Below are 24,456 nucleotides of genomic sequence, written 5' to 3' on the forward strand. Positions count from 1 at the left end.
ACGGGCCGGCAGCAGGTTGCGGGGATATCTACTTCCCGAGCGGGCAAAGGTCAAGGTCGGGGGGCCGGATGACCGCCTGGATGCCCCTGCCCGGCCCGCCGCCAAATGCGCAGGGACCGCCCCGCCGGCACCTGCCAAGCTTGGCCCCCGGGGCCGAAGGCATCTGGGAACCGCCGCCTGGCTGTCGCCCCGTCCCGGACAGGAGCGGATGCCGAGCCCCGGTTCGAAAAGCCGATCGGCTGAACCCGCGCCATGGCCGGCCCGCCTGCTTGGCTTCCGTCACATGGGAGCGCGCGGTGACTTTGATGTCCGCCTCGACGAACGGTTCGGACTTCAGGGAGACACCAGCCTCTTGCGGATCGCGTAGCGCACCAGTTCAGCCGTGGAGGACATGCCGAGTTTGCGCATCGCCGATGCCCGATGGGTTTCGACCGTCTTGACGCTGAGGTTCAGCATTGAACTGATGACCTTGTTGGTGTGCCCCTCTGCAATCAGCTGAACCACGTTCTGCTCCCGCGCGGTGAGAAGCATGCCGGACCTGTTCTGTTTGTTGAGCTGATAGTTGACCAGCAATTTCTCCAACACGACGCTGGTGAAATAAGGCCGCCCTTCGAGCAGAGCCTCGATTGCAGAGATGAGGTGCCGCTTGGCGTCGGATTTGAGCAGGAAGCCGCGCACCCCTGCCAGCAGCGCTTCGGTCAGAAGCTCGTCACTTTCGTGCATGGTCAGTATCAGGACCTCGGAACGGAGCTGAAGCACCTTGACGCGGCGGCTGACCTCGAGCCCGCTCACAACCGGCATGGAGTAGTCGGCGATGATGACATCCGGCCTCGTGTCCAACGCCAGCGTGATCGCCTGCTCCCCATCGCAGGCTTCTCCAGCCACAGCCCAGTTGGAGCGCGCTTCGATGATGGCGCGAAGTCCGGAACGTACAACTTCATGATCATCCGCGATCAAGATCCGCTTCACGGCGACGTTCCTGTAGCCGGCACAATGCTGATCAAGCAGTCGACAGCGATACGATTGCAGACTGGGTACAATACTGACTGGCTGTCCGGCGGTTATCCCGCAAAACCCTTGGATTTTGCCGGAAATGTACCGACATCAGCTCGTCTTTCGCCTTCACGACAGAACATCAAGCGTCCTCACGCTTGCAGCAGGCCGGCGCGCACGGCATAACGAACCAGATCTGCCGTCGAATGGATGTCCAGCTTGCGCATCGCGGCCGCCCGATGTGCTTCGGCCGTCTTCACGCTGAGGTTCAGAATGGCGCTGATGCCCTTGTTACTGTAGCCATCCGCGATCAACTTGACCACCAATTGCTCGCGCGGCGACAGCTTGTGTTGCCTTCCCCTCTCACCCATCGACATCTCGCTGAACCGGGCCGAACAGCTGTCGGTGCAGAACGGCTTGTGTTTCAGAAGCGCCTCGATCGCCGTCAACAAGAGCCGGTTCGCGTCCGATTTCAGCACAAATGCCCGGGCACCGGCCTCGAACGCATGCTGCGCCAGCAGGCTGGAGTTGTGCACGGTGAAGATCATCACTTCGGTCGGCAGGTGATGTTCCCTGATCCGTCGGGCAACCTCCACTCCCGTCATGCGCGGCAACGAGAAGTCCACGATGGCCACGTCGGGCTGGTTCACAACGGCCGCGGCAAGAGCATTGCTGCCATCGTTCGCCTCGGCAACGACCTCCCAGTCGTCGCGTAGTTCCAGAACCGCTCGCAGCCCGCACCGTACCGCTTCGTGATCGTCGGCGATAAGAAAGCGTTTCATGGCCGGAGACTCCCACTCGCATCACACACACGTCAACCGGTTCGGAGAGATAGTTCGATTGTATGATCAGCATTGAGCCTTCTTGTTCACAACCCGTTTGCGCGGATGATGAGGATGACGGCGGCCGTTGGTCGATGCCGCTTTCGCGGACGCACGCGGAAATACCGCAGACAGTGTGGTACCAGGCCGTCGCGTTGCCGATCCGGATCGGATCTCGAGGCTGCCTCCCATCTTCTGCAGCCTGGCTCTCATTGCCGGAATTCCGACGCCAGGCATCTCCGTCACCCCGCCGCCAAGCGCCCGAACGGATGGCAGGCCGCGGCCATTGTCGCTGACGGTCAGTTGAAACCGATCGTCGATCGTCTCGATCGCGATCCGGACCTCCGTCGCTTTGGCGTGACGGAAAACGTTCGCGAGCGCCTCCTGGACGACCCGCAGCAGCGAGCGTTGCGTTTCGCAAGGCAACCGATTGATCTCAGCGGCGATGCTTGCACTTGTCTTGATGGACGTGCGCTCAGCGAACTCTTCGGCATATTTCTCGATGGTTGCCTTCAATCCCGCAACCGTCAGATCTTGCGGGTGCAACAGATAGGCGTAGCCTCGAATTTCCTTGAGCGCCTGATCGATCGAGACATCGATCTCACTGCAAAGCCGCTCGGCGCCGGTCGGGTCGCGTAGGCCGTTCCGAAGTCGCATGATTCCAAGACTCGCGGCGATCAAATGCTGGCACGTCGAGTCGTGAAGATCAGAGGCGATGCGCTGCTGCATGTCCTCCTGAATGGATAGCAGCGCGGCACTCACGTTCGCGCCACTGCCCCACATCCGCTCCAGCTTTGGCGACGATGTCTCGTCCAGAAACCTGTGGCTGCCGACCAAACTCACAATCGTGCCGGTGACAGCGCCGTAAATGGGAGCGACGATGGTCTCGACAATTCGCGGGTATCCCCCGAGCGAGAGCCGGTGCCGGATCCGGACCTCGCGGCGTCTGGAGAGACACGCCTCGAGTGCATCCTGGATGGACCGCGTATCCCGCGCTCCCATGCAGTCGCGAACAGTCATCTCGCAGATATCGCTCGACGAGAGCCCGACGAGAGATTCGAATGCAGGGTTGACGTCCACATAAACAAAGCGCCCTCCGGTCGAAGGGCGCATCACAAAGAGAAAATCAGACGTGACGTTCCAATATTGCCGATCGCTCGCATGAGGAGAGCGAACACGTTTCCATCCCTCGGCGTAGGTTCGATGAGAACCGTAGGCGGAAGCGCCATCCTGCTTCATGATACGCACTCATACGCGATCGCCTCTCGCCATCGAGAGGCTGTTTGTTATTCCGGTCTCCTCCTCCCCGGGATCCGGCCAGCGCCCCCACCAGATGTACATTCAAAAATATACACGTTTAGGTAGGATTGTGCTATCGGGCGCATCAATACGCAATAGGAACTCGCGTGTCTGCCCGTCCCCGGACGTTTGCTGACCGATGGGAACATTCCTCGCCGACGCCAAGGGTTTTTCGGGATGTCGCCCTCCCATGGCCACGGCTAACTCTAGCCGATCCGCGTAGCCCGGGGCACTCTATGCCGGAAGAAATCCATCAAGATGCCGGGAGAAACTCATCAAGCAGGAGGTCTGCATGTCCGATCTCGTCGCGATCGTGTATCCATCCGAAGCCAAAGCGGAAGAGGTGCGCCAGCGCCTCCTCAGGCTACAGAAGGAATATCTCATCACCGTGAACGACGCCGTCATCGCGGTGAAGACGGATTCAGGCAATATCAAGCTGAATCAGCTGGTTAATACCACCGCGCTGGGTGCAATGTCGGGAAGTTTCTGGGGTCTTTTGATCGGCGTGCTGTTCCTCAATCCCATTGTGGGCGTCGCGATCGGCGCCGCTTCGGGTGCGCTTGGCGGCGCACTGACCGATTTCGGGATCGACGACGCTTTCATGAAGCAACTGGCTGCGAGCATCCAGCCAGGCGATGCCGTCCTGTTCCTGCTGATCAAGAACATGACGGCGGACAAGGTGCTCCGTGAAATCCAGGACGCAGGCGGGGTCGTCTTGAAGACGTCGCTGGATGACGCCAAAGAAAAGGCGCTGCGCGATGCGCTCTCGACCGCCGCAGCAAAGCCGGCGGCCTAGACGCCGGATCACGCATCCAGGTTGAGTTGAAATGGGCACCACGCCCGACGATCCAGGCCGAACCGGCCTCGATCGTTGGGCTTGTGGTTACCGGAACCGCGTTCCAGCTCGTGCTAGCGGCGGGACCCGGCGAGTCGCAACAGCATCAGGAACAGGTTGATGAAGTTGAGGTAGAGCGACAGGGCTGCGATCACTGACTTGCGCCCCTTGGTGACTTCGTCATCCCTGCTGTCATACATCGCCTTGATCCGCTGATTGTCGTAGGCGGTCAGGCCGGCAAACACACCGACGCCGATCACCGAGATCAGCCAGTCCAGCCCGGTCGACCTCAGGAAGAGATTGACCAGCATCGCGATGATGATGCCGATCAGTCCCATGAACAGGAAGGTCCCCATTCCCGAAAGGTCTCGCCTCGTCGTCTGGCCGAACAGGCTGAGCGCACCGAACATCGCGGCGGTGATGAAAAACACGCGGGTGATCGAGGAATTTGTGTAGATGTGAAACAGGGTCGAGAGCGACACTCCGACCAGGGCTGCATAGATAAAGAACAGCAACCGCGCCGTTGTGACCGACAGCGTATTGATGCGCGCGCTGATCACGAAGACCAGGACCAGGGGCGCAAGCACGAAGACCCACATTACGGGATTCTTCAGCAGTTCCGGACCGGTGAGCTGATAGGTGATCCACGCGACTGCAGCGGTCAGGCCGACTCCCGCAGCCATGTAATTGTAGATGCGCACCATATAGCTGCGGCGCTCGCCGTCGATCGCGAGCGCAGCAGCTTCGGCCTCGGAGACTGCCAGGTTGTGGTCATAATTTGACATCGCGCGCCTCCGCTTCTCCTCTCGATGCGGGCGACGCTACTCTTTCAGGCTTGCCTGAGACATCGGATGATCACCTGAGGGCGGCACGGCCAACTACCCAGCCTTCCCGCCATCACGCGGCAGGTGTGATCGTGCGCCCGGCAAGGCCGTTCCTGAGGCGCGGCACGCCTCATACCTTTTGCTGATGCCACCTGCCACGTTTGTCACTGGAGCCCGGCAACGGCCCGACATAAATCTGTCACATGCGCTACTTCTTCCACATCATCGACAGATACGGTCTCTCTCCCGACTTAACCGGCTGCGAGCATGCCAGCCGGGAGGCAGCCGTGGTCCATGCCAGGCGCATCGCCGCCGAGCTCGCCAAGGGCGGTGAATTCTGCCGGCAGAGCTTCGTGCTCGTCGCGGGCGGCCGTCCACGAACCGATTCCCAGCCGTAGTCAACGCCTGCGCGGCCTCGTGGGCGGAGGCTGGCCGGAACCGCAAGCTCGATTTCCCGCCCCAGAGTTCTACAGAGAATCCCTGATTTGCGATCCGGAAGCCGGCTCTTATCGTGGTTCCCCGCGACTTGGCCTGACGTCCCGAGCTGAAGTCGCGTTGTTGTCACGCTGACCGCCTGGAGTCAGACATGAACATCTCGAGCCTCTGCGGCTTCCTCCTTCTCGGAGGATCGGCGGCAGTGATCGTACCGGCGGCCGTGTCTCTGGCCCAATCAGGCGACAAGGCGGTATCCGCGCCGAAGGACGCCGGCGGTTCTGCGCTGAGCGGTGCGACACCGAACACCAACATGAATCCGACCAAGCATCGCTACTGGCGTCATCGGGGTGGGAAGCATCCGCACTTTGGCAGCCGCCGCGTTCGGACGTAGGAGCCGAGCGCGGCACCGGTTCAATTCCGCGCGTTCGAATTGGCCGATCGATGAGCGAAACCAGATTAGCGCAGGAGCGGCTTGGCGAGATCGCGTTTCCCGACCAAGCCATCGAACCGACCGCGCCTGACGGCAGGCGCAGCGTGCTCGCGACCGGGCTGACCCTGCTCGCGATCTGTGTCGCGCTCTTCATCATGTGGCAGACGGTCTTCAGCCTGCTGATCGTCTTCGCGGGCGTGCTGTTTGCAGCCTTTCTGGATGCTGCGGCAAGGGCACTGAGGCCGGTCCTCCCCCTCAATCGGACCCTGCGGTTGACGCTCGTGCTGCTGCTGGTCGCTGCGGCAACGGCATTGGGCATTGGCTGGGGCGCAGCCAAGCTGCCAGAACAGACGCGTCTGCTTCTGAAGGTGATGGATACCCAGCTCGACATCCTGCAGAAGCATCTTCTGACATACGGTGTCGACCTGCTCGGCCCGGAATGGGGCCGCGACTTCGCGCAGTGGCTGGTGTCGGATCAGGGCCGCTTTCTTCGCCATGCCCAGTTCGTCCTCGGTGGCGCATCGACCATTCTGACCGGTGCGCTCGTCGTCGTGTTTCTTGGGATCCTGTTTGCATTCGATCCGACCAGCTACCGCGAAAGCCTGGTGATGTTGGCCAAGCAATCCTATCGGCCGCGCATGCGAGCGGTGATGGACGAGATGGGCAACGTGCTGCGGTTCTGGTTCGTCGGGCAGCTCATCCGCATCGCCCTGATGACGCTGTGCGTATGGCTGGCGCTTTACCTCATCGGGCTGCCCGGTCCTTTCGTGCTTGGACTTCAGGCGGGGCTGTCGAACTTCATCCCTTATCTCGGTCCGATCGTCGCCGCGATCCCGATCGCACTTGTCGCGATGCCCTTGGGGGTCTCGCTGCTTGTCTGGGCGATCCTCGTCTACACCGTCATACAGTCGATCGAGGGCTATGTGATCGGCCCGCTGATCCAGCGCCAGGCGGTGGAGACGCCGCCGGCCTGGGTCCTGGTCGCGATCGTCATCTTCGGCGCGCTGTTCGGCGTCATGGGCATCGCGCTCGCCATGCCGCTCGTGGCCATCGGCCGGGTTGCGATCATCAGGTTCTATGTCGAGGATTACCTTGGGGACACTCTTGGGCAAGCGACCTCTGCCGAGGGCAAGAGTCGGAGGGAGGCCTGATGCGCGTCACGCTGCTGCTCGCCGCCGCGACCGTCTTGATATGTGCCGCTGGACCGGCGCACGCCGAGAGGTTCAGGGTCGGCAGACTCATCTGTATCGGCACGCCGCGCGTCGGGCTGGTGGTTGGATCGACGCAGTCGCTTCGCTGCGTGTTTCACGCGAGACATCCGCCGGGGCGCTACGTCTACACGGGGCGGCTCAGGCGACTGGGTCTCGACCTCGGCGTCACCAGCGTGAGCTCATTGTCGTGGATCGTCCTCGCCCGGAATTCGCACATCAGGCCCAGCAGCTTGCGCGGACGCTATGTGGGCGCCAGCGGGAAGCTCTCGCTGGGACCGGGCCTCGGCGTCAATGCCCTGATCGGCGGTTCGCGCCGGGCGATCATGCTGCAGCCGCTATCGGTCGAGCTATCGATCGGCGTGAGCGTCGCGGCCGGCGTAGCCAGCCTGACGCTGGACGCGCGCGGACGCAGATGACGCGCCCGCGTGCGATCCCGCGACCTCGCGCTCGCGCAGGCCGGAGGATATCCCGTCCTGACGCTCAGGGTTTCGTCGGATGTTGGCCGCGTGCGAGCGCAACTAGATAGGCGGTTCGAACGTGATGACTCCGTAGCATCACGACTGGTCAACAAAGGGGACCACACATGAGCTCTCCTAGCCGCCGCGCGTTCCTTGGCCTTGCACAGAATGCTCTCGTCGCCGCAGCAGTCGGCACCATCGGCGTTCAGCTGCTCGGGCCCGCGGAAGCGATGCCGGTCGCTGCCACTCTAGGCCGAGGCGACGCGCACCCCGACACGACCGAAGTCCAGTGGGGTCCCGGGCCCGGTCCGCGTCCTGGTGGTCCTGGTTGGGGCGGCCCTCCGCGTTGGCGGCCGCCGCGACGACGGCGCTGGGTTTGCCGGTGGCATCGCGGTCGTCGTCGCTGCGGCTGGGTCTGGCGATAGCAGCACGCGATGCATCCGGACTCGGTGCGATTTGCTCGCGCCGGTGAATCTTTTCTTGCTCAATCCAAGGAGGTCTTCATGGTCAGAAAGACGGTTCTCACGCTCGGTGTTGTCGCTGTGCTTGCGCTGGCGCCAAGCGTTGCGTCCGCACAGCGCGGCTTTCATGGCGGGGGGTTCAGCCGCGGCTTTGTCGGAGGCGGCGGCTGGCGAGGTGGCGGCTGGGGCGGCGGCTGGCGTGGAGGCGGCTGGGGCTGGCGCGGACCTGCGATCGGCCTTGGCGTGGGACTGGGCCTCGCCAGCGCGGCCGCCTGGGGACCGGGGTGGGGTTGGGGATGGGGCGCGCCAAGCTGGGGTTATGCCGGCTGGGATAGCTGCACGCGATGGCGCCGCGTCTGGACCGGCTGGGGCTGGCGCCTCGTGCCCGTGAACGTGTGCTGGTAAGAGACATCGGCGGTGAACCCGAAAGGGCTCGCCGCCATTTGGCGCAGCGCGCCATCCGCCGGAACAGACTGCTAAGCCGTTGGATTAGCTGGCAGGAGTGGAGAGGCTCGAACTCTGCTGCCTAGACTCGAAAAGCCTGAAAATACAAGGGTTTTTGACCCAACCGGCAGCCGAATGTACACCGGTTTTGTTCACCGGAACAAGCCCTCTGTGCAGGGAGGACGTTGATTGCCGCACTCATTTCCGAAATGCCAGATGTCTGCGGGCCGGCAGCCTACCGCGAAAACGATTGGCTGCGCAGCAGCACCGACGTTCGTCCTATCGCACGCCGTACAGGAGATCCCTATTGCAGCTTTATCAAATTATAGGTTGGCCAGATCGGCCCTGCACCACTCTGCGGCTGCCTACAAGAAAGCGCGCCCATGATACGTGAGCGCGCTTTCTGATGCCTTGCGGACGGCTTTACGCCCACATTCAGCCAGCTTTAGGCGTGCCAGGCAGTAGCAATTGCGTTCTGCAAAGCAGGATCGTTCGGTGCCACCTGGACGCTTGAGTTGGTCGGGTCAAATCCGGCGTGGTTTGCCGAATAAGTTGCCATTGCCTGGACAAGTTGTGAGATCTGGCTGTCGATCTTGAGGTCGCCGGCAGTGATCTCCTGGAGCTGATTGGCGCTGCTCGAAAACCATCCATTCACGGTCACGCTAGTATTGGTTCCTAAAAGGTCAACCTGCAGATTGTTGCCGGATTGGACAAACCACAGGTTCTGATCCGTAATATCGCCGATGAAGTCGAGCTCATTGCTTGAGCCAGCGGCTTCATTCGGGTTGATAATCGCATGGCCGGTGCTAACGGAAGCGACATAGGTGTTATAGCCGTTTCCGCCTTTGCTTGTGTTTCCACCCGTAAAGCTCTCAGTTCCGGGGCCCATTTCGAACACGTTGGCGCCATAGGCGCTGCCAGTAATCGTGGCTCCGGACGTTCCTGTCCATGTAAACGTAAGGGGAGAGCCTTGACCCACGGCGGGCTGGCCCAGGTCGACCGAGCTCCCATTTGCAAACTGCAGCTGTGTCACTCCGCTGGAGACTCCCCAGCTATTATTCACAAGATCACTGTGGACCGTTATAGCGTCAGCCGCATCATCTCTGAGCTTGATGATCAGATCGCCATTGCTGTCGTTTGATTGAAGGTAAATATCATCAGCAGTTATACCCGCGCCAAACGCGATCGTGCCCGTACCACCGTTCAGGTAGACATCGGCAATCCCTGCTCCTTTTGCAAACTTGATCGTGTTTTTCCCGCTGCCTCCGCCACTCGCATTTCCGAAAGTGATCGAACCATTACCCTGCGTTACCTCGAACACATTCGCGGCACGGTTGCTTCCAACGAGATTGTAATTGGCGGCAGCCCCCATCCACGTGAAGGCCAATTGGCCTTGGCTGAGATCAAGAACAGTCCCATCGGCAAATCTGACGGCGGTGATAAGGCTCACCGTGCTACCATTCACGACCGTCCAGTTTTGGTAGGCGCTGATGCTATCGTTGGCGTCATTCCTAACCTTCAAGATCAGATCGCGATCCTGAAATTCCTGCCAGTAGATGTCAGAAGCAGACACTTGCGGGCCGAGATCGATGATTCCGTTGCTATTGTTGGTCCAGATCACCAGGTTCTGATCGCCGCGGTCATACTTGACAATGTTCGTCCCGCCAGTCGCGGCATTCTTGCCGAAGGTGATCGTTCCGCTCGTTGAAATATCGTAGACATTGGTGCCTAGCGTGCTGCCGGTTATGTTGAAGTTCACGGCATTGCCAAACCAAGTGAAATTTGAGGGCCCGTGACTAAGGTCCAGAACCGTCCCATCGCTAAATTTCACCGCACCAATGTTGCTAACGATGTTGCCATTGATGACTTGCCAGTTCTGGTAGGCGGCTATGCTGTCGACATCGTCGCCCCGGATCTTCAGGATCAGATCTCGATCTTGATACTCCTGCCAGTATACATCCGCTTCGGTAATACCGGCCCCGAGCTCGATGGTGCCGCTGTTCTTATTAGTCCAGATCACCAGGTTCTGATCGCCGCGGTCATATTTGACAATGTTCGTCCCGCCTGCCGCGCTGGCATTGGCGAAATTGAGCGTGCCGCTGGTTGACACCTCATACACATTGGTTCCGAGAGTCGTTCCGGTCAGGTTGAAGTTCGGAGTGCTGCCGATCCATGTGAAATTAGCCGGACCATGACTCATGTCGAGGACGGTACCGTCGCTAAAGTTCACTGTCTTGATCGCGCTGGTCACGACGCCGTTGGCGAGTTGCATATCGCCCCAGACATTGATGCTGTCGGCATCGTCGCTCCGGATCTTCAGGATCAGATCGCCATACTGGTTGGTCTGCCAGTAGACATCCTTCGCTGAGATTTGTGGCCCGAGATCGAGCCGGCCGGCGTAATTGTTGGCTTGGACATTGACCAGTTGGGCACCTTTATCAAACTTGACGATATTGATGCCGCCCGCTGCAGCCGAGTTTGCAAAGTTTATCTTTCCGCCAATCGTCGCTTCATAGACGTTGGTTCCGAGATTGGTGCCGGTGATCGTGTAGTTCGCGGTGTTGCCCAGCCAGGTGAAGGTCTGCGGCCCGTGGCTCATGTCGAGCACGGTGCCGTCGCTAAAGTTCACGGTTTTGATCGCGCTGGTCACGACGCCGTTGGCGAGTTGCATGTCGCCCCAGACATTGATGCTGTCGGCATCGTCGCTCCGGATCTTCAGGATCAGATCGCCATACTGGTTGGTCTGCCAGTAGACATCCTTCGCTGAGATTTGTGGCCCGAGATCGAGCCGGCCGGCGTAATTGTTGGCTTGGACATTGACCAGTTGGGCACCTTTATCGAACTTGACGATATTGATGCCGCCCGCTGCAGCCGAGTCTGCAAAATTCACCTTTCCGCCGATCGTCGCTTCATAGACGTTGGTTCCGAGATTGGTGCCGGTGATCGTGTAGTTCGCGGTGTTGCCCAGCCAGGTGAAGGTCTGCGGCCCGTGGCTCATGTCGAGCACGGTGCCGTCGCTAAAATTCACGGTTTTGATCGCGCTGGTCACGACGCCGTTGGCGAGTTGCATGTCGCCCCAGACGTTGATGCTGTCGGCATCGTCGCCCCGGATCTTCAGGATCAGGTCGCCATACTGATTGGTCTGCCAGTAGACATCCTTCGCTGAGATCTGCGGGCCCAAATCGAGCCGGCCGGCGTAATTGTTGGCTTGGACATTGACCAACTGGGCGCCCTTGTCGAACTTGACGATATTGATGCCGCCCGCGCCGCTGGCATCGGCAAAATTCACTTTTCCGCCAGTGGTCACCTCATAGACATTGTTGCCGAAGGTGGTGCCGGTAATCGTATAGTTCGTAGTGTTGCCGAGCCAAGTGAAGGTCAGTGGCGTACCCTGCCCGGCTGCCGGCTGGCCGAGTGCAAGAACGGTCCCATCGCTGAACTTGATGCGGATGACGGAGCTCGAAACCCCCCAGGCCTGCTTCACGAGGTCGCCTGGAACTGTGATGACGTCATTGCCGGACTTGAACTTGATTACGAGATCACCGTTGCCGTTGGCCTGGAAGTAGAGATCGGATGAGGCGATGCCGGCACCCATCTTGATCGTGGTGACGGTGTTCGTGACCGTCACCTGGCCTGTACCGGCGTTGAACAAATAGGCGCTGGAATCGTCGCTTCCGGCGAGAACGTCGAGGATCTGCGCCTGACTCCAGCTGACGCCGTCACCGAAGGTGATCGTCGACAACGTGCCGCTGCTAAACTGGCCTTTGACCGTGACCGTCTTGCCGGTCAACGAGTTCTGAATGATCAGGTCGGCTCCACTGCCCGGCCGGCTGAGCGACACCGCCGTCGACGCAATATCCTGCATGAGAAGGACATTGCCGCTGGTCGGGTCCTCGATGACGTCGTTGCCGCCCGCCGACGTATAGATGTAGGTATCCGAGCTGCCGCCGCCGTTCAGATAGCGGTTCCCCGTACCGGCCGCGATCGTGTCAGCGCCATTGAAGCCGTAGATCGAGCTTGCGCCGGACGCCGTCGCCTGCTGCAAAGTAAACGCACGCAGATCGGCTTGCGTCCAGACCGTACCATTGTCGAAGACGATTTGCTCGACACCCTGGCTGAAAAAGTCCTCCAGAGTCTGCTTGATAAGAATCGAGCCGCCGTCCCCTGCGCCCGGCGCACTCTCGGCGATGACCAGCGTCATATCGTTGCCGTTACGCAAGAAGCTGATGTCCCTCGGATCGATGCCATGCAGCCGCAGCGTGTCGAAAGTCGTGTTGTTACCCGACGTGCCCTCGATGATAGTATCGTTACCATCGCCCCGATTGTAGATGTAGGTATCGTCGCCCACCCCGCCGGACATCACGTCATCGCCACGACCGCCGGTTATGACGTCATTGGTGTTGTAGCCATTGATGATGTCGTTGCCTGGCGTTGAATATTGCGCCAGCACCTTCACGCGAAGGTCGTCCTGGGTCCATAGCGTGCCATCATCAAGCACAAACTGCTCGACACCCGAGCTGAAGAAATTGTCCAGCGTCGCCTTGATCAGGATCGAGCCGCCGTCGCCGGCGCCAGGTGCGCTCTCGGCGATAACGAGCGTGACGTCGTTACCATTGCGGACGAAGCTGATCGCGGACGGAGCGATGCCCTTGAGCCGTAGCGTATCAAATGTGCTGAAATTCCCGGCGGTGCCCTCGATGATGGTGTCGTTGCCATCGCCGCGACGATACACGTAGGTATCATCACCTGGGCCGCCATTCAGCGTGTCGTTGCCGCCCATACCGGCAATGACGTCATTGCCAGACGTGCCGTTGATCGTGTCGTCGCCGCTGGTACCTTTGGTCCACGTCGACTCGGCGATAGCTTCTATGTCCCACAGAGTGCCATCCGCAAATTGGATCTGTTCGAGACCCCAATAGTCGGTGGCAGCCCCAAATTGCTGCTTGACCGTGATGATGTCGCCCGATCGCAAGACCTTGATTGTGAGATCATTCCCCTGGCGGGCGAAGGTGAAGTCCGAGGCGTTGAGATCGACGAATTTGAGGACGTCGATCTGGCTCGGCGAATTCGCGCCATCATTGATGGTGTCGCTTCCATCACCCAGAGCGTAGACAATGGTGTCGCTGCCCCCGCCACCTTGGATCAGCTGATTCCCAGGGCCGGGTTCGAGCACGTCATCTCCCGGAGTGCCGGTGACGGTCCCGTCCGCGGACGTGCTGCGCACAGGGGCATTGGCCGTGATCTGGTTTCTGTTCCAGATCTGACCGTCGGCAAACGCTATCTCCTCGATGCCTGCAGAGGTTGCGCCGAACTGGTTCATTACCTTGATCGTATTGCCGGTCGCCCGATTACGGATGACAAGATCTTGCCCCTCACGGGAAAATAGAACGTCGTTCCTGGTCATCCCGACGAACTCAATGCGGTCCGTGCCGTCCTCACTGCCTTCTGTGATCACGTCGTTGCCGAAATCGGCTCCGACACGATAAACGTCGCTGCCACCGTAGCCAGACAGCGCGGTGTCGCCGGCTCCGGCCACCAGAACGTCATTGCCACCACCGCCTGCGAGCGTTGCTACCCCTGGACTGCCGATTATCAGGCCGGGGCTGAGCCGTGCCAGCACATCGGCGCGGCTCCAAACCGTGCCGTCGGCAAATACCACCTGCTCGACGCCGGATCCTGCTGTCGGCGACAGCTGTCCTTGCAGCGCGATGGTGTTTCCGTTGGAAAGCAGCAACACCATATCGTCGGTCGTCAGTGACGATCGTCCGACGGCAATGCTGGCGGGATCGATCCCCGCGCCGAATACCAATTTGTCGGTATCTGCCGCGCCGCCAATCTCGACGATACGATCACTGCCATCTCCCAATTGATAGCGGTATTCGTCCGAGCCGCCGCCGCCGACGAGCCGGTCATCGCCCGCACCGCCGACCAGGATGTCGGCACCTGCCCCGCCGTTGAGCACGTCGGCGCCCGCGGTACCCGCCATCAACTCAACCTGATCTGCAACAGCAATGGTGATAACCGACGTTACCGATAGGCCATCATCATCAGTGGCCGTGACGGTCAGCTGATGCTGGGCGGCCTGCTCGAAATCGATGACGGCGCCATCTTTGACCCGAATCTCGTTGCCGACGAGCTCAAACAAGCTGTCATTCGCGAGAGTAAAGGTGTGCACACCGGTGTCGCCCGCATCGATCGCCGCAAGCGTGGCGACCACGGTCCCGGCGGCCGCGTTCTCAGTGACGGTCCCACCGGATACCGAAATCGCTGTTGGAGCTTTGTTATCCAGACGGCGAAACTCGAAATCGGCGGCGGTCAGATCAGCGAGATTGACGTTCTTGAGCGTGACGCTATTGCCGTCTCCTAGCGGGATGACGAAATCGCTGCCGACTTGCTGCGACGAAGCGAGTACTGCGGCGTAGCCCGGGAACAGCGCACGATCGAAGCGGACGACGTCGTGATCCGCGCTGCTCCCAGCCGTGAAGTCCGTGATGGTGTCGGCGCCGCTGCCCAGGCCAACGACGAACACATCGCCTTCGGTACCGCCGGTGAGGACATCGTCTCCGGCCCCGCCGATCAGGATATCGGAGCCAAGGCCGCCATTAAGAGTATCCGCGCCATCACCGCCGTCGAGAACGTCGGCTCCCATGCTGCCGGTGATGACATCATTGCCGGCGCCGCCCAGGAGTTGGTCGTCCCCCGAGCGTCCGTCCAGCACGTCGTCTCCGGCGCCTCCAATAATGACATTGTTGCCAGCGTCGCCTGCCAATTGATCAGAGAAGGCCGTCCCGGTAATGTTCTCGACATTGGCTACATTGGCCATGTCCCGCAAGGTTCCGGTGGCTAGGCTGCTCTGATCGGTGGTCCTGACTTCCGCACCATTGGTGACGAGATCGACCCACGCGGCAGCGCCGAAGTCCGACAGATCGAGCGTGTCAACGCCGACACCGCCGTCGATTGTGACGAGGTCACCAGCGTTGCTGACGCTCAAGACCAACGTATCGTTGCCGAGTCCGCCATAGAGCAGGTCACTGCCGCCTTGGCCGTCGATCGTGTCGTCGCCCGCTTCACCATAAATGTTCTGGTTGACGGCAGATCCAACCAGGTGGTCATTGCCATTGCCGCCGACAATAAACGGCGAGTTGCTGTCAACAATGCTCCTGATTGTTTCGCGTCCCCACTGATCGCCATTGGCGAATTCGATATATTCGAGGCCGTTGCCGGGCGCGCTGGCGCTGTCGTTGAACTGCGCCAGTACCGTGATCGTCTCGTTGGTCGACAGGATCGTGACCAGCAGATCATTACCGGAACGCCGAAGCGCGATATCCGAGCTGTCAATGTCCTTGAACTTTAGCGTGTCGATCTCGGTCGGAGCACGGCTTGCCCAGCTCTCCTCCTGGATGACGTCGTTGCCGTCACCCTTTGCATAGATGAATGTGTCGTTGCCGCTGCCGCCTTGATAGCCGGAGTAAATAACGTCGTTCCCCTTGCCGCCTTCGACGGTGTCATCCATCCCGCTGAGCGAAATGATATCGTTGCCATCGGTGCCTCGGAACCAGGCCTGCTGCTGAATCTGAAGCCGGTTCAGCTCTGTACCGTCAGCGAAGAGAATCCGTTCGAGACCCACGTCCGACCCGGTCAAGCTGCCCGCAAATTGCGAGGCCACCGTCACGATCTCACCGGTTGCACGCACCTTCACCAGTAGATCGTTGCCAGAGCGGCCCAGTTCCACGTCAGCCGCATTGAGGTCGGTAAACTTCAGCGTATCGACGGCAGTGGCGCTGGTGCCGTTGCCCGTCCCATCAGTGATGGTATCGTTTCCATCGCCGCGCGCGTACACGAACGTATCGCTGCCGCGCCCACCGTAGATGATGTCGTTGCCCTTGCCGCCATCGAACGTGGAGTCGAGTTGAGCCGCCGTGCCTGCCCCGCTGATGATGTCTCGACCGTCCGTACCGCGATACCAGGCCGCTTGTTGGATCTGGACGCGATCCCATTGCGCGTCGGTGAACCTGATCGATTCGATCCCGGCGCCCGCCACGTCGAAGCTCGAACCGAACGGATACGTGAACTGACCGACGATCGTGATGATCTCATCCGTGCTCTTGATGCGGACCAGCAGATCATCTCCCGAGCGCGACAGCTCCACATCGCTTGACGAAAGATCGGTTAGAACCAGGATATCGGTCTCATGCGCCGCATCGCTGGTCGCCGACTCATAGATCGTATCGTTGCCGTCGCCCCGGGAATAGATGTAGGTGTCGTTGCCTGAGGTGAAGACGTCGTTGCTGATCAGGATGTCGTCGCCCCTGCCGCCAACAAAGGTATCGTCGCCTGTATAACCATCAATATAGTCCTTGCCGTCACCTCCGGCGAGGTAGTCGTTGCCCTCGCCTCCGCTGATGAGATCCATACCGGCACCGCCATAGATGACGTCGTCACCCGCGCCACCGTCGATGACGTCGTTGCCGCCGGGCGCATTCGGATCGACATAGTCGCCGTACAGAATGTCGTCGCCGTTACCACCGCCGATGATGTCTCCGCCATCTCCGCCGGCAAGGATGTCGTTGCCAATATTGCCGTTCAAGATATTGTTGCCGCCGCCGTGGAAGGGGTTCGGCTGCAGGGCGTCTGGCGTGCCGAGAATTCCGCCGTAGCCTCCAAAACTCGATGCATTCCAGATGTCGTCGATGCCATCGACGAAATGGCCGACGATGTTGCCGGAGTGACCGAACTCATCGACGAACACCTCCCACTGGATCAATCCCTGGACGACATACGCCGAAACCGTGGGAACCCATCCGAGATAATCGACACCAGCATTGTAGGTGATCTGCTGCCGGTTAATAATCGAGCCATCCTGGAACTTGATCTGGTCGATGCCAAACCCGTAGGCGCCCTCCCCGGTGAGCAGGCTACTCACACCCTTGAAGAAGTCGTCGACCCTGATGATCTCCCCGGTCGACTTGATCGTGATCAGAAGCGTCGTGCCCTGATAAGAATAGGAGACCTCATTGGCCGAGACGTCCTTGAGCCACAGCGTGTCCACATCAGGGACCGCCAGATGGTCGAGCGTCGATGACGTATCCGAGATCTCGTCGTTGCCATCCCCTTTCCTCCAGACGTAGGTGTCGCTGCCGCCATAGCCCTGCAGGACATCGTCACCCTTGCCACCCTCGATCGTGTCGTTGAGCTCCGAGCCCCCGAGGCCATCGGCCCGATCCGTGCCGCGCACCCAGGCGTTCTGCTGGATCTGATCGCGATTCCATGTGGTGCCGTCGGCGAACTGGATCGTGTCGATACTCCGGCCCGATGTCGCCCAATCCCCTGTCCGATCAGGGAAGAAATTATCAAAATCGATGTACTCCCCGGTCGATTTCACCGTGACGACGAGATGGGCGCCGACGCGCGAAACGACCACGTCAGCGGGATTAAGGTCCGTCAGAACAAGCTTGTCTTTTTCGGCCCGCGCGCCCGATCCGTCGTCGACGACGTCGTAGCCGTCGCCCTTACCATACAGGATCGTGTCGTTGCCCCCGCCGATGTGGATGTAATCGTCGCCCGTCCCGCCGTGGATCACGTCATCCGAGTTCGAATCGTAGATCGCGTTGTTATGCCCATCGCCGCGGTAGACGCTCGCACTCTTAATCCGCGCCCGATCCCACTCGGCCCCATCGGCGAAACGGATGACATCCACGCCCTGATCCGTAAAGAACCTTTCGACAGCGATCGTCTTGCCGGTGCTCGCGATCCGCATCAGCAGGTCATCGCCGATGCGGTCGAAAGTGACATCCAAGGCATTGACATCAGTCAGCACCAGCCGATCGGTGTCGCTTGCGGCACCATCGTCCTTGATCCAGAGGTCACCATCCTGCTTGTTGTAGACGTAGATGTCGCTACCACCTCCACCGCTAAGGACGTCACCACCACCTCCACCGATGAAGACATCTTGGGCAGCGGTACCATTGATCCCTTCTGCACGGGTGGAACCGAAAAAGGCTGCACCTTGGACAATGTCGGTCGCAATTACGCGGGTCACTTCATCAACGATTGAAGCAAGATGGGGCTCTACCACTGTCACGTACGAAGCGCGATCACCAGCAAATGAAATATCAATGATACCATTCAACCCGCTGAGGGACTTGATGAGGTAAGATGTTTCATCACCCGGCGAAGACGGACCAAGGTCCGTCATAAGGTCCACCACCATCCCGATGTTGCCGGGGGTCGCTGGAAGCTGATCTCCCGGCGAGTGTTTACCAAAATCCAAAAGGCTGTAGAAGAAGTACGGATTATTTAGAGCGGCCTCACTGTCGCTCACACCGCGCAAAACACTACTGAAGCTGACCTGAGATAGAAAGTAAGTCTCATAGATGGAGACAATTTGCTCAAATGTACTCTCGACCGTGTTGCCAAAATCTTGGTTGCTTGGGAATGTTCTAATTTCCTGTCCAAACTGCACTTCGCGATATGTGTCTCCGAAGAACTTCTCAACAAAGGCAAGATGCCTCGCATCAACATATGCTCCCCGACTGCCAGGATCGACGCCGTCGACTCCAGCCCATCTAAACAACATCGCCTCGAATGCTTCACGTAGAGCAGCAGGGCTCTCACTAGGAGCGCTGTCGGCGAGAGCCGCCCAATCAGCGGCGAATTGCCCATCGTTCTGTGCTTTATAAGCAATGCTATAGATCAATCCCGATCCGGGGAGTTGAGGCAACGCCAATACATCGTCCGAAGCAGTGAAATTTGGCGTGTTATCAGATATCGAATGCTCGGGGTCCGCTTGGAAATAGATAGTCTGCGCTACGCCCGTCGTCCCATCAGCACGGACGAAAGATGCTTGATATCCCAGCCCGTTATCTGCATTCGTCCCAGATAACTTCCGCCGATCCAGCGAAATAGAGGTTATGCCAGTTGACGCAAGCGTTTGAAGCTCTCCTGGATCGGAGATACCATTTTGGTTCAGATCTCGCCAGATCAGCAATTTATTGAAGCCAGCGTCCTGAGCATCAATCTTCCCGTCACCATTGCTGTCGAAGGTTTCGAGAACCGCAAAACCATCCTCTGACGACGATCCAAAGAGCTCTAGGCCATTGTCAATCTTACCATTGCCGTTCGCATCAATGGCCAGCATCCCGTCATCACCGGCCACCCAACCTGTACGCTCCGCAAACCCATCTCCCGCGTAGTCAAAATGCACGCCTGACGCTGCCAGACTTGAAAGTTGAACGCCGTCCCCATTAAGATCGAACACAATTGGATCATGGAAGAGCTTAAGCAGAGGATTCTTTACAGCCCGATCAAAAACTTGGCTCAGTACGTCCAGAAAATTTTGTAGGCTCTCTGGGTCCGCAAGCTGACCAACAATTCCGAAAGCTAATGCAGCGGGCCCAATACCTCCGAGCGCAAGGAAGAGCCCGGCCACAAGGGTTTGAAATATCAACTTACCAATGGCCTTCTGCAACGAATGCTGGTTTTCGAAAGTTGGATTCGCCGACCATTGCACGTATGCCACGCCAATCCCGATCAGAGAAACTCCGAAATCAGCTGCCAGACCAATACCGTTCAATCTCTCCAAATGCGGCGTTAGCGCCGCAACCGTGCCACCACCTGCGACATACCCACCGAGCTGCGCAACAAGACCTGTCACCGAGATTCCGGTATCAAAAACGCCAGCCATCGCTTGGATCGTGGCGATAGCGAGGTGCTTGTCACGGCTTTCGGCGGCCGTTTTTAAGTTATCCAGCGCGCTAAAAATAGCGTTTTCGATATCTATCGGCAGCGTGCTCATCCTATTCCCCTGTTCATTCCTTAATACAACGAACTAACGAAGCAATTGCGAAATCGACATAGGCCAGCAAGTATATCGAGAGCCCTACAGCCAACACGACGGACTTGTAAATGTCCCAAGAGATATTTTGTCCGACTCCAGTCGTCTTTGAGTAAGCGAAGACCAACAGCATTCCGCCGACAAGTGCCCCAGCGGCGGCAACTGCGTACTGCGCTGCTGTTAGCTTCAACTCTTGTAGCCGGACTAGCTTTGGTATGCGGATGAACCGCACTGCTAACAGTCCGATCATCACCAATTCAAGAGCAACCTCTGATTCTCGCAAAATAAGTAGGCTCGATGTCCAAACACCTAAAAGAATAGCCAAGTCCACCATCACGGAATGATGGATTCGCTTGATATTCGCTCTGTTGAACTCGCCAAAGACGTACATCGACGTACGCAGCCCCTATCGTAATCACTGCAAATTCTGCGTTCAGCGCTCTCTACTCTCACGCTCCATCGCCAACTTCATTTCGCGCATTGTCGCTGAACACGATAATCTCTTGCTGCGCAGTGCCATTACGCCCGCAAGGCAGCCAAGAATTGCCCCCACAACCAAAGCCATAATGAGCTGCCAAGCGCTATGATTAAAAAGGAGATTGCCGAGAAAGAAGCACACGCCTCCGAAGATCGCTCCGACGAATGCATAGGGAAGGTCGTCAACGGATTTCATCTTCAGCTCCTTTGCTGTCTGCTACTTGACCGGTTGATTGCTCGCTCCACCAGATCAAACTACAGAACATTCCACCTAGCGTTCATGGAGGCTTTCCTGCTTGTACCTCAGCAGCGGCGACATCAGATATTCGATGATGCGCCGAGTGCCGGTCTTGATCTCGACCGTCACCGCCATGCCGGGCGCGAGATTGACTATTTTGTCTTCGACCTGCATCCGAGTCTGGCCCAGCGACACGCGCGCCGAATAGACGAGCTCCTGGCCAGCGGGCTCGCTGGTCTCGGCCAATGCGCCGGCCGGCTTTGCACCGGTCTGCTTGTCGGCCGGCTTGTCGCGCACGATCGCATCCTGCGACACGCTGGTGACGCTGCCGTGGATCAGCCCGTAGCGGGTGAAGTTGAAGGTATCGATCTTGATCTCGGCGCTCTGGCCGGGACTGACGAAACCGATATCGTGGTTGGAGATCATCGCCTCCGCCTCGAGTTGGCTGTCGGCGGGCACGATTAGCATCAGCTGCTGCGCCGGGGTGACCACGCCACCGACCGTATGCAGGGCCAGTTGCTGCACGGTGCCGTCGATCGGCGTGCGCAGCACCTGCTCTTCGATCTTGCGCTCGGCCTTGACGACATCCTGGCCGAGCTCCTCGACCTTCTTCTCGGCATCGGAGAGATCGGACAGCACCTGTCGCTCGAAGCCGGACTTGGTCTGCCCGAACTGCTGCTCCAAGGCCAGCCGCGCCGCTTCGATCTCGACCAACTTGCGTTGTTGCACGACGCGCTCGTTCTGCTGGTCGAGGCGGCGCGTCTCGGCATCGAGATAGGCGATCTGGTTGCCGTACTGGATCTCCTTCGCCTTGCGGCGGATATCGGCGGTTTCTTCCAGCAGCGGCATCGTGGCATCGATTTTTGCGATGGCGGCCTCCACCGACCGCGCCTCGGCCCGCTTCTGGTCAATCTGCTGGGTGACTGTGGCGAGCTTAGAGAGCTGTTCGGCGGCCTGGGCCTGCATGGTCGCGCGGGCGCGCGCAAGATCGGAGGCCAGAGCCCCATCGGGCACCTGCATCGGATGCAGCGTTCCCAATGCCTCGAAGCTGTCGCGCAACGCACTGAGCCTGGCAACATCAAGCTGCGATAGCATCAGATCCTGCGCCACGCGCTGGCGCTCGGCCTGGGTCACCGTGCGGTTGAGCTCAATTAGCAGGTCGCCTGCATGGACCTTGTCACCATCTTGAACATGGATGGCAGCGACCACGCCGGCCTCGAGCGGCTGGATCGTCTTGGTGCGTCCGGTCGGCACGATCTTGCCCTGCGCGGTCGCGATGATGTCGACGTGACCGATGATCGACCAGCCGACCGCAATGGCGAAGAACAGGATGATGGTGCCCGCGATCATCCGTCCGGCAGGCGAAGCCGGTGTTTCCACGATTTCCAGAGCCGCCGGCAGGAACTCGCGCGCTGTGTTGCGCCGTTTGCGCCAACGCTCCAGCGAAATCGGCGCGTTATCCTGCTTGCGGGCTTCAGCCGACGACATGAAGCCCCGCCTGGATTTGGTGCAGGGTCGCATAACGCCCAGCGCGCTTGATCAGCTCGTCATGGGTGCCGTCCTCGACCAGGCGCCCGGCTTCGATGGTGATGATGCGATCGGCGTGGCGCACCGCGGACAGCCGGTGAGCGATGATGAACACGGTCCGGCCGGCTGAGATCCGCCGCATGTTGCGCTGGATGATGTTCTCGCTCTCATAATCCAGCGCGCTGGTCGCCTCGTCAAAGATCAGGATGCGTGGGTTGGTGACCAGTGCGCGGGCGATCGCGATGCGCTGCCGCTGGCCGCCGGACAGGCTGGCGCCGCGCTCACCGACCATGGTCTCGTAACCATCAGGCAGCCCCAAGATGAACTCATTGGCGCCGGCGAGCTCGGCCGCCGCGATCACCTTCTCCATCGCCATACCGGGATCGGCCAGCGCAATGTTGTCGCGGATCGAGCGGTTGAACAGCACGTTTTCCTGCAGCACCGCGCCGATCTGCCGCCGCAGCCAGGTCACATCAGCGACGGTGAGATCGACTCCGTCGATCAGGATGCGGCCGCTTTCGGGAACGTAGAGGCGCTGGATCAACTTGGTCAGCGTCGACTTGCCGGAGCCCGAGGGGCCGACGATGCCGATCACCTGGCCGACCGGCACCTTCAGGCTGATATCATGCAGCGCCAGCGGCCCGTCGAGGCGATAGCGGAAATTGACGTGGTCGAACACGACCTCGCCGCGGACCGGCGGCAGCGCCGCACGGCCGGGATTGAAAGCGGGCTCGGGCGTGGTGTTGAGGATATCGCCGAGCCGCGCCACCGAGACTCGTGCCTGGTGAAAGTCCTGCCAGAGCTGGGCCAATCGCAGCACCGGCTGCGCCACCCTGCCCGCCAGCATGTTGAAGGCAATCAGCTCGCCCACAGTGAGGCTGCCTTCGATAACCAGATGCGCGCCAAAATAGAGTGTCAGCGCGGTGACGATCTTGCTGATGAACTGGACCGATTGGCTCGCCCAGTTGCCGAGCGACAGCACATCGAAACTGGCTCCGACATAGCCGGCAAGCTGCTCCTCCCACCGCTTCTGCATCTGCGGCTCGATCGCCATCGCCTTCAGCGTCTGAATGGCCGTGACGCTCTCGACCAGGAACGCCTGGTTCTCAGCGCCGCGGTCGAATTTCACATCGAGCCGCTTGCGGAAGATCGGCGTCACCCCGACCGACAGCGCCACATAGAACGGGAACGAGCCGACCACGATCCACGAGAGAAACGGCGAATAATAGAACATCACTCCCAGGAAGACGAAAGTGAAGGCGAGATCGATGACAAGCGTCAGGGCCGAGCTGGTGATGAAATTCCTGATGTTCTCGAGTTCGCGCACCCGCGCCACCGAATCACCGGCGCGCCGCGCTTCGAAATAGGCAATCGGCAGTGCAATCAGGTGCCGAAACAGCCGGGCGCCGAGCTCGACATCGATCCGGTTCGTGGTGTGTGAGAACACATAGGTGCGCAAGCCACCGAGCGCGGTCTCAAAGATCGTGACCGTGATGAGGCCGAACACGAGGACATCGAGCGTGGTGTAGCCGCGATGGGCCAGCACCTTGTCGGTGACGACCTGGAAGAACAAGGGCGTCACCAGCCCGAACAATTGAAGAAAAAATGACGCCAGCAGCACCTCACCGAGCAGCCGCCGATATTTATGCATCGCTTGCAGAAACCAGGTGATGTCGAAGCGCAGCGCAAGATTCGCCAAAGATGCACGACGGGTCAGCAATATGACGCGACCCGTCCAATTTGACTCAAAGTCTGCCCGCTTGATGCTTTGCGGCCGGCCCGCGAGCGGATCCTGGATGAGCGCGCTATCCTCGGCCACCTGGCCAAGGATTACGTAGGTCCCCTCGTTGCGTTCGACGATCGCCGGCAATGGCAGCTTCTTGAGGCCGCCCCACGTCTCGGAAACCGCGCGAGCCTTCACCTTCAGCTGTTTCGCACAGCGAAGCATTTGCGCAGTACCGATGCGCTCGCCCGCAAATTGATGAGCGATCTGTGCCGGATCGACAGCGATCTGGTGAAACCGCAACAGCAACGTCAGGCACTCAAGCCCCGAATCCCTCTGCCCGACGTCCATTGCCCCGCACTACCTCAAGTCGCCATCGAATATTGTACTACCAGCAACGATCGCACAAGAGTAGACACACAATCGCCTCACATTTTTTTATTGCAT

General features: G+C 59.6%; 15 protein-coding genes. 6 read left to right on the plus strand and 9 right to left on the minus strand.

Translation table 11 applies throughout. The features are described from left to right. Positions 1–333: 333 nt before the first annotated feature. The 3 genes from P6U24_RS24520 to P6U24_RS24530 all read right to left on the minus strand — a co-directional run bounded on the left by P6U24_RS24520 (position 334) and on the right by P6U24_RS24530 (position 3,053). The gene (locus P6U24_RS24520; protein ID WP_407155050.1) at positions 334–969 is read right to left on the minus strand and encodes a response regulator; all 636 of its coding nucleotides are present in this window, start codon (positions 967–969) and stop codon (positions 334–336) included. Positions 970–1,145: 176 nt separating this feature from the next. Further along, entirely contained in the window at positions 1,146–1,775 is a 630-nt protein-coding gene (locus P6U24_RS24525) for a response regulator (protein ID WP_407155051.1), read from the minus strand. Positions 1,776–1,841: 66 nt separating this feature from the next. After that, the gene (locus P6U24_RS24530) at positions 1,842–3,053 is read right to left on the minus strand and encodes an ATP-binding protein (protein ID WP_407155052.1); all 1,212 of its coding nucleotides are present in this window, start codon (positions 3,051–3,053) and stop codon (positions 1,842–1,844) included. 352 nt (positions 3,054–3,405) lie between these two features. Here P6U24_RS24530 and P6U24_RS24535 point away from each other — a divergent pair, with 352 nt between their 5' ends. Next, a complete protein-coding gene (locus tag P6U24_RS24535) occupies positions 3,406–3,909 on the plus strand; it encodes a DUF1269 domain-containing protein (protein WP_407155053.1) in 504 nt (167 codons plus the stop codon). A gap of 113 nt (positions 3,910–4,022) precedes the next feature. Here P6U24_RS24535 and P6U24_RS24540 read toward each other — a convergent pair whose 3' ends face one another. After that, positions 4,023–4,733, minus strand: a complete 711-nt coding sequence (locus tag P6U24_RS24540; RefSeq protein ID WP_407155054.1) for a Bax inhibitor-1/YccA family protein — start codon at positions 4,731–4,733, stop codon at positions 4,023–4,025. Between the two features lie 242 nt (positions 4,734–4,975). Between P6U24_RS24540 and P6U24_RS24545 the strand changes: the two genes are divergently transcribed. The 5 genes from P6U24_RS24545 (at position 4,976) to P6U24_RS24565 (ending at position 8,172) form a co-directional block, all read left to right on the plus strand. Beyond that, entirely contained in the window at positions 4,976–5,170 is a 195-nt protein-coding gene (locus P6U24_RS24545) for a DUF6894 family protein (RefSeq protein WP_407155055.1), read from the plus strand. A 188-nt stretch (positions 5,171–5,358) separates the two neighbouring features. Continuing rightward, positions 5,359–5,598, plus strand: a complete 240-nt coding sequence (locus P6U24_RS24550; RefSeq protein WP_407155056.1) for a hypothetical protein — start codon at positions 5,359–5,361, stop codon at positions 5,596–5,598. 50 nt (positions 5,599–5,648) lie between these two features. Beyond that, positions 5,649–6,788 (plus strand): AI-2E family transporter, encoded by a 1,140-nt coding sequence (locus tag P6U24_RS24555; protein WP_407155057.1) that lies wholly within the window; start codon positions 5,649–5,651, stop codon positions 6,786–6,788. After that, on the plus strand, positions 6,788–7,264 hold the full coding sequence (locus P6U24_RS24560; RefSeq protein WP_407155058.1) for a DUF992 domain-containing protein: 477 nt from the start codon (positions 6,788–6,790) through the stop codon (positions 7,262–7,264). Before P6U24_RS24555 ends, P6U24_RS24560 begins: the two co-directional genes overlap by 1 nt. A gap of 545 nt (positions 7,265–7,809) precedes the next feature. Beyond that, complete coding sequence (locus P6U24_RS24565; RefSeq protein WP_407155059.1) at positions 7,810–8,172, plus strand: hypothetical protein; 363 nt, start codon at positions 7,810–7,812, stop codon at positions 8,170–8,172. 484 nt (positions 8,173–8,656) lie between these two features. On the opposite strand, the gene P6U24_RS24570 is transcribed toward P6U24_RS24565, so the two are convergent. From P6U24_RS24570 to P6U24_RS24590, 5 genes are all read right to left on the minus strand, one after another. Next, positions 8,657–20,005: a calcium-binding protein gene (locus P6U24_RS24570; protein WP_407155060.1), complete on the minus strand. Its 11,349-nt coding sequence runs from the start codon at positions 20,003–20,005 to the stop codon at positions 8,657–8,659. A 13-nt stretch (positions 20,006–20,018) separates the two neighbouring features. Then, the gene (locus P6U24_RS24575; RefSeq protein ID WP_407155061.1) at positions 20,019–20,435 is read right to left on the minus strand and encodes a hypothetical protein; all 417 of its coding nucleotides are present in this window, start codon (positions 20,433–20,435) and stop codon (positions 20,019–20,021) included. A gap of 42 nt (positions 20,436–20,477) precedes the next feature. After that, positions 20,478–20,717 carry a hypothetical protein gene (locus tag P6U24_RS24580; RefSeq protein ID WP_407155062.1) on the minus strand — a complete coding sequence of 80 codons (240 nt, stop codon included), beginning with the start codon at positions 20,715–20,717 and terminating at the stop codon, positions 20,478–20,480. 75 nt (positions 20,718–20,792) lie between these two features. Further along, positions 20,793–22,247 carry an HlyD family type I secretion periplasmic adaptor subunit gene (locus P6U24_RS24585; protein WP_407155063.1) on the minus strand — a complete coding sequence of 485 codons (1,455 nt, stop codon included), beginning with the start codon at positions 22,245–22,247 and terminating at the stop codon, positions 20,793–20,795. Continuing rightward, complete coding sequence (locus tag P6U24_RS24590; RefSeq protein WP_407155064.1) at positions 22,234–24,360, minus strand: type I secretion system permease/ATPase; 2,127 nt, start codon at positions 24,358–24,360, stop codon at positions 22,234–22,236. The genes P6U24_RS24585 and P6U24_RS24590 overlap by 14 nt, the downstream gene beginning before the upstream one ends. Positions 24,361–24,456 lie beyond the last annotated feature (96 nt).

Source organism: Bradyrhizobium sp. STM 3557, from assembly GCF_045571465.1.
Classification (GTDB): Bacteria; Pseudomonadota; Alphaproteobacteria; order Rhizobiales; family Xanthobacteraceae; genus Bradyrhizobium.

Bases quoted from the DNA above. Each gene is read 5' to 3' on its own strand.
- P6U24_RS24585 (WP_407155063.1), bottom strand. From the start codon at position 22,247: ATGTCGTCGGCTGAAGCCCGCAAGCAGGATAACGCGCCGATTTCGCTG.
- P6U24_RS24550 (WP_407155056.1), top strand. From the start codon at position 5,359: ATGAACATCTCGAGCCTCTGCGGCTTCCTCCTTCTCGGAGGATCGGCG.
- P6U24_RS24590 (WP_407155064.1), bottom strand. From the start codon at position 24,360: ATGGACGTCGGGCAGAGGGATTCGGGGCTTGAGTGCCTGACGTTGCTG.
- P6U24_RS24525 (WP_407155051.1), bottom strand. From the start codon at position 1,775: ATGAAACGCTTTCTTATCGCCGACGATCACGAAGCGGTACGGTGCGGG.
- P6U24_RS24570 (WP_407155060.1), bottom strand. From the start codon at position 20,005: ATGAGCACGCTGCCGATAGATATCGAAAACGCTATTTTTAGCGCGCTG.
- P6U24_RS24575 (WP_407155061.1), bottom strand. From the start codon at position 20,435: ATGTACGTCTTTGGCGAGTTCAACAGAGCGAATATCAAGCGAATCCAT.
- P6U24_RS24560 (WP_407155058.1), top strand. From the start codon at position 6,788: ATGCGCGTCACGCTGCTGCTCGCCGCCGCGACCGTCTTGATATGTGCC.
- P6U24_RS24565 (WP_407155059.1), top strand. From the start codon at position 7,810: ATGGTCAGAAAGACGGTTCTCACGCTCGGTGTTGTCGCTGTGCTTGCG.
- P6U24_RS24545 (WP_407155055.1), top strand. From the start codon at position 4,976: ATGCGCTACTTCTTCCACATCATCGACAGATACGGTCTCTCTCCCGAC.
- P6U24_RS24530 (WP_407155052.1), bottom strand. From the start codon at position 3,053: ATGAAGCAGGATGGCGCTTCCGCCTACGGTTCTCATCGAACCTACGCC.
- P6U24_RS24535 (WP_407155053.1), top strand. From the start codon at position 3,406: ATGTCCGATCTCGTCGCGATCGTGTATCCATCCGAAGCCAAAGCGGAA.
- P6U24_RS24540 (WP_407155054.1), bottom strand. From the start codon at position 4,733: ATGTCAAATTATGACCACAACCTGGCAGTCTCCGAGGCCGAAGCTGCT.
- P6U24_RS24555 (WP_407155057.1), top strand. From the start codon at position 5,649: ATGAGCGAAACCAGATTAGCGCAGGAGCGGCTTGGCGAGATCGCGTTT.
- P6U24_RS24580 (WP_407155062.1), bottom strand. From the start codon at position 20,717: ATGAAATCCGTTGACGACCTTCCCTATGCATTCGTCGGAGCGATCTTC.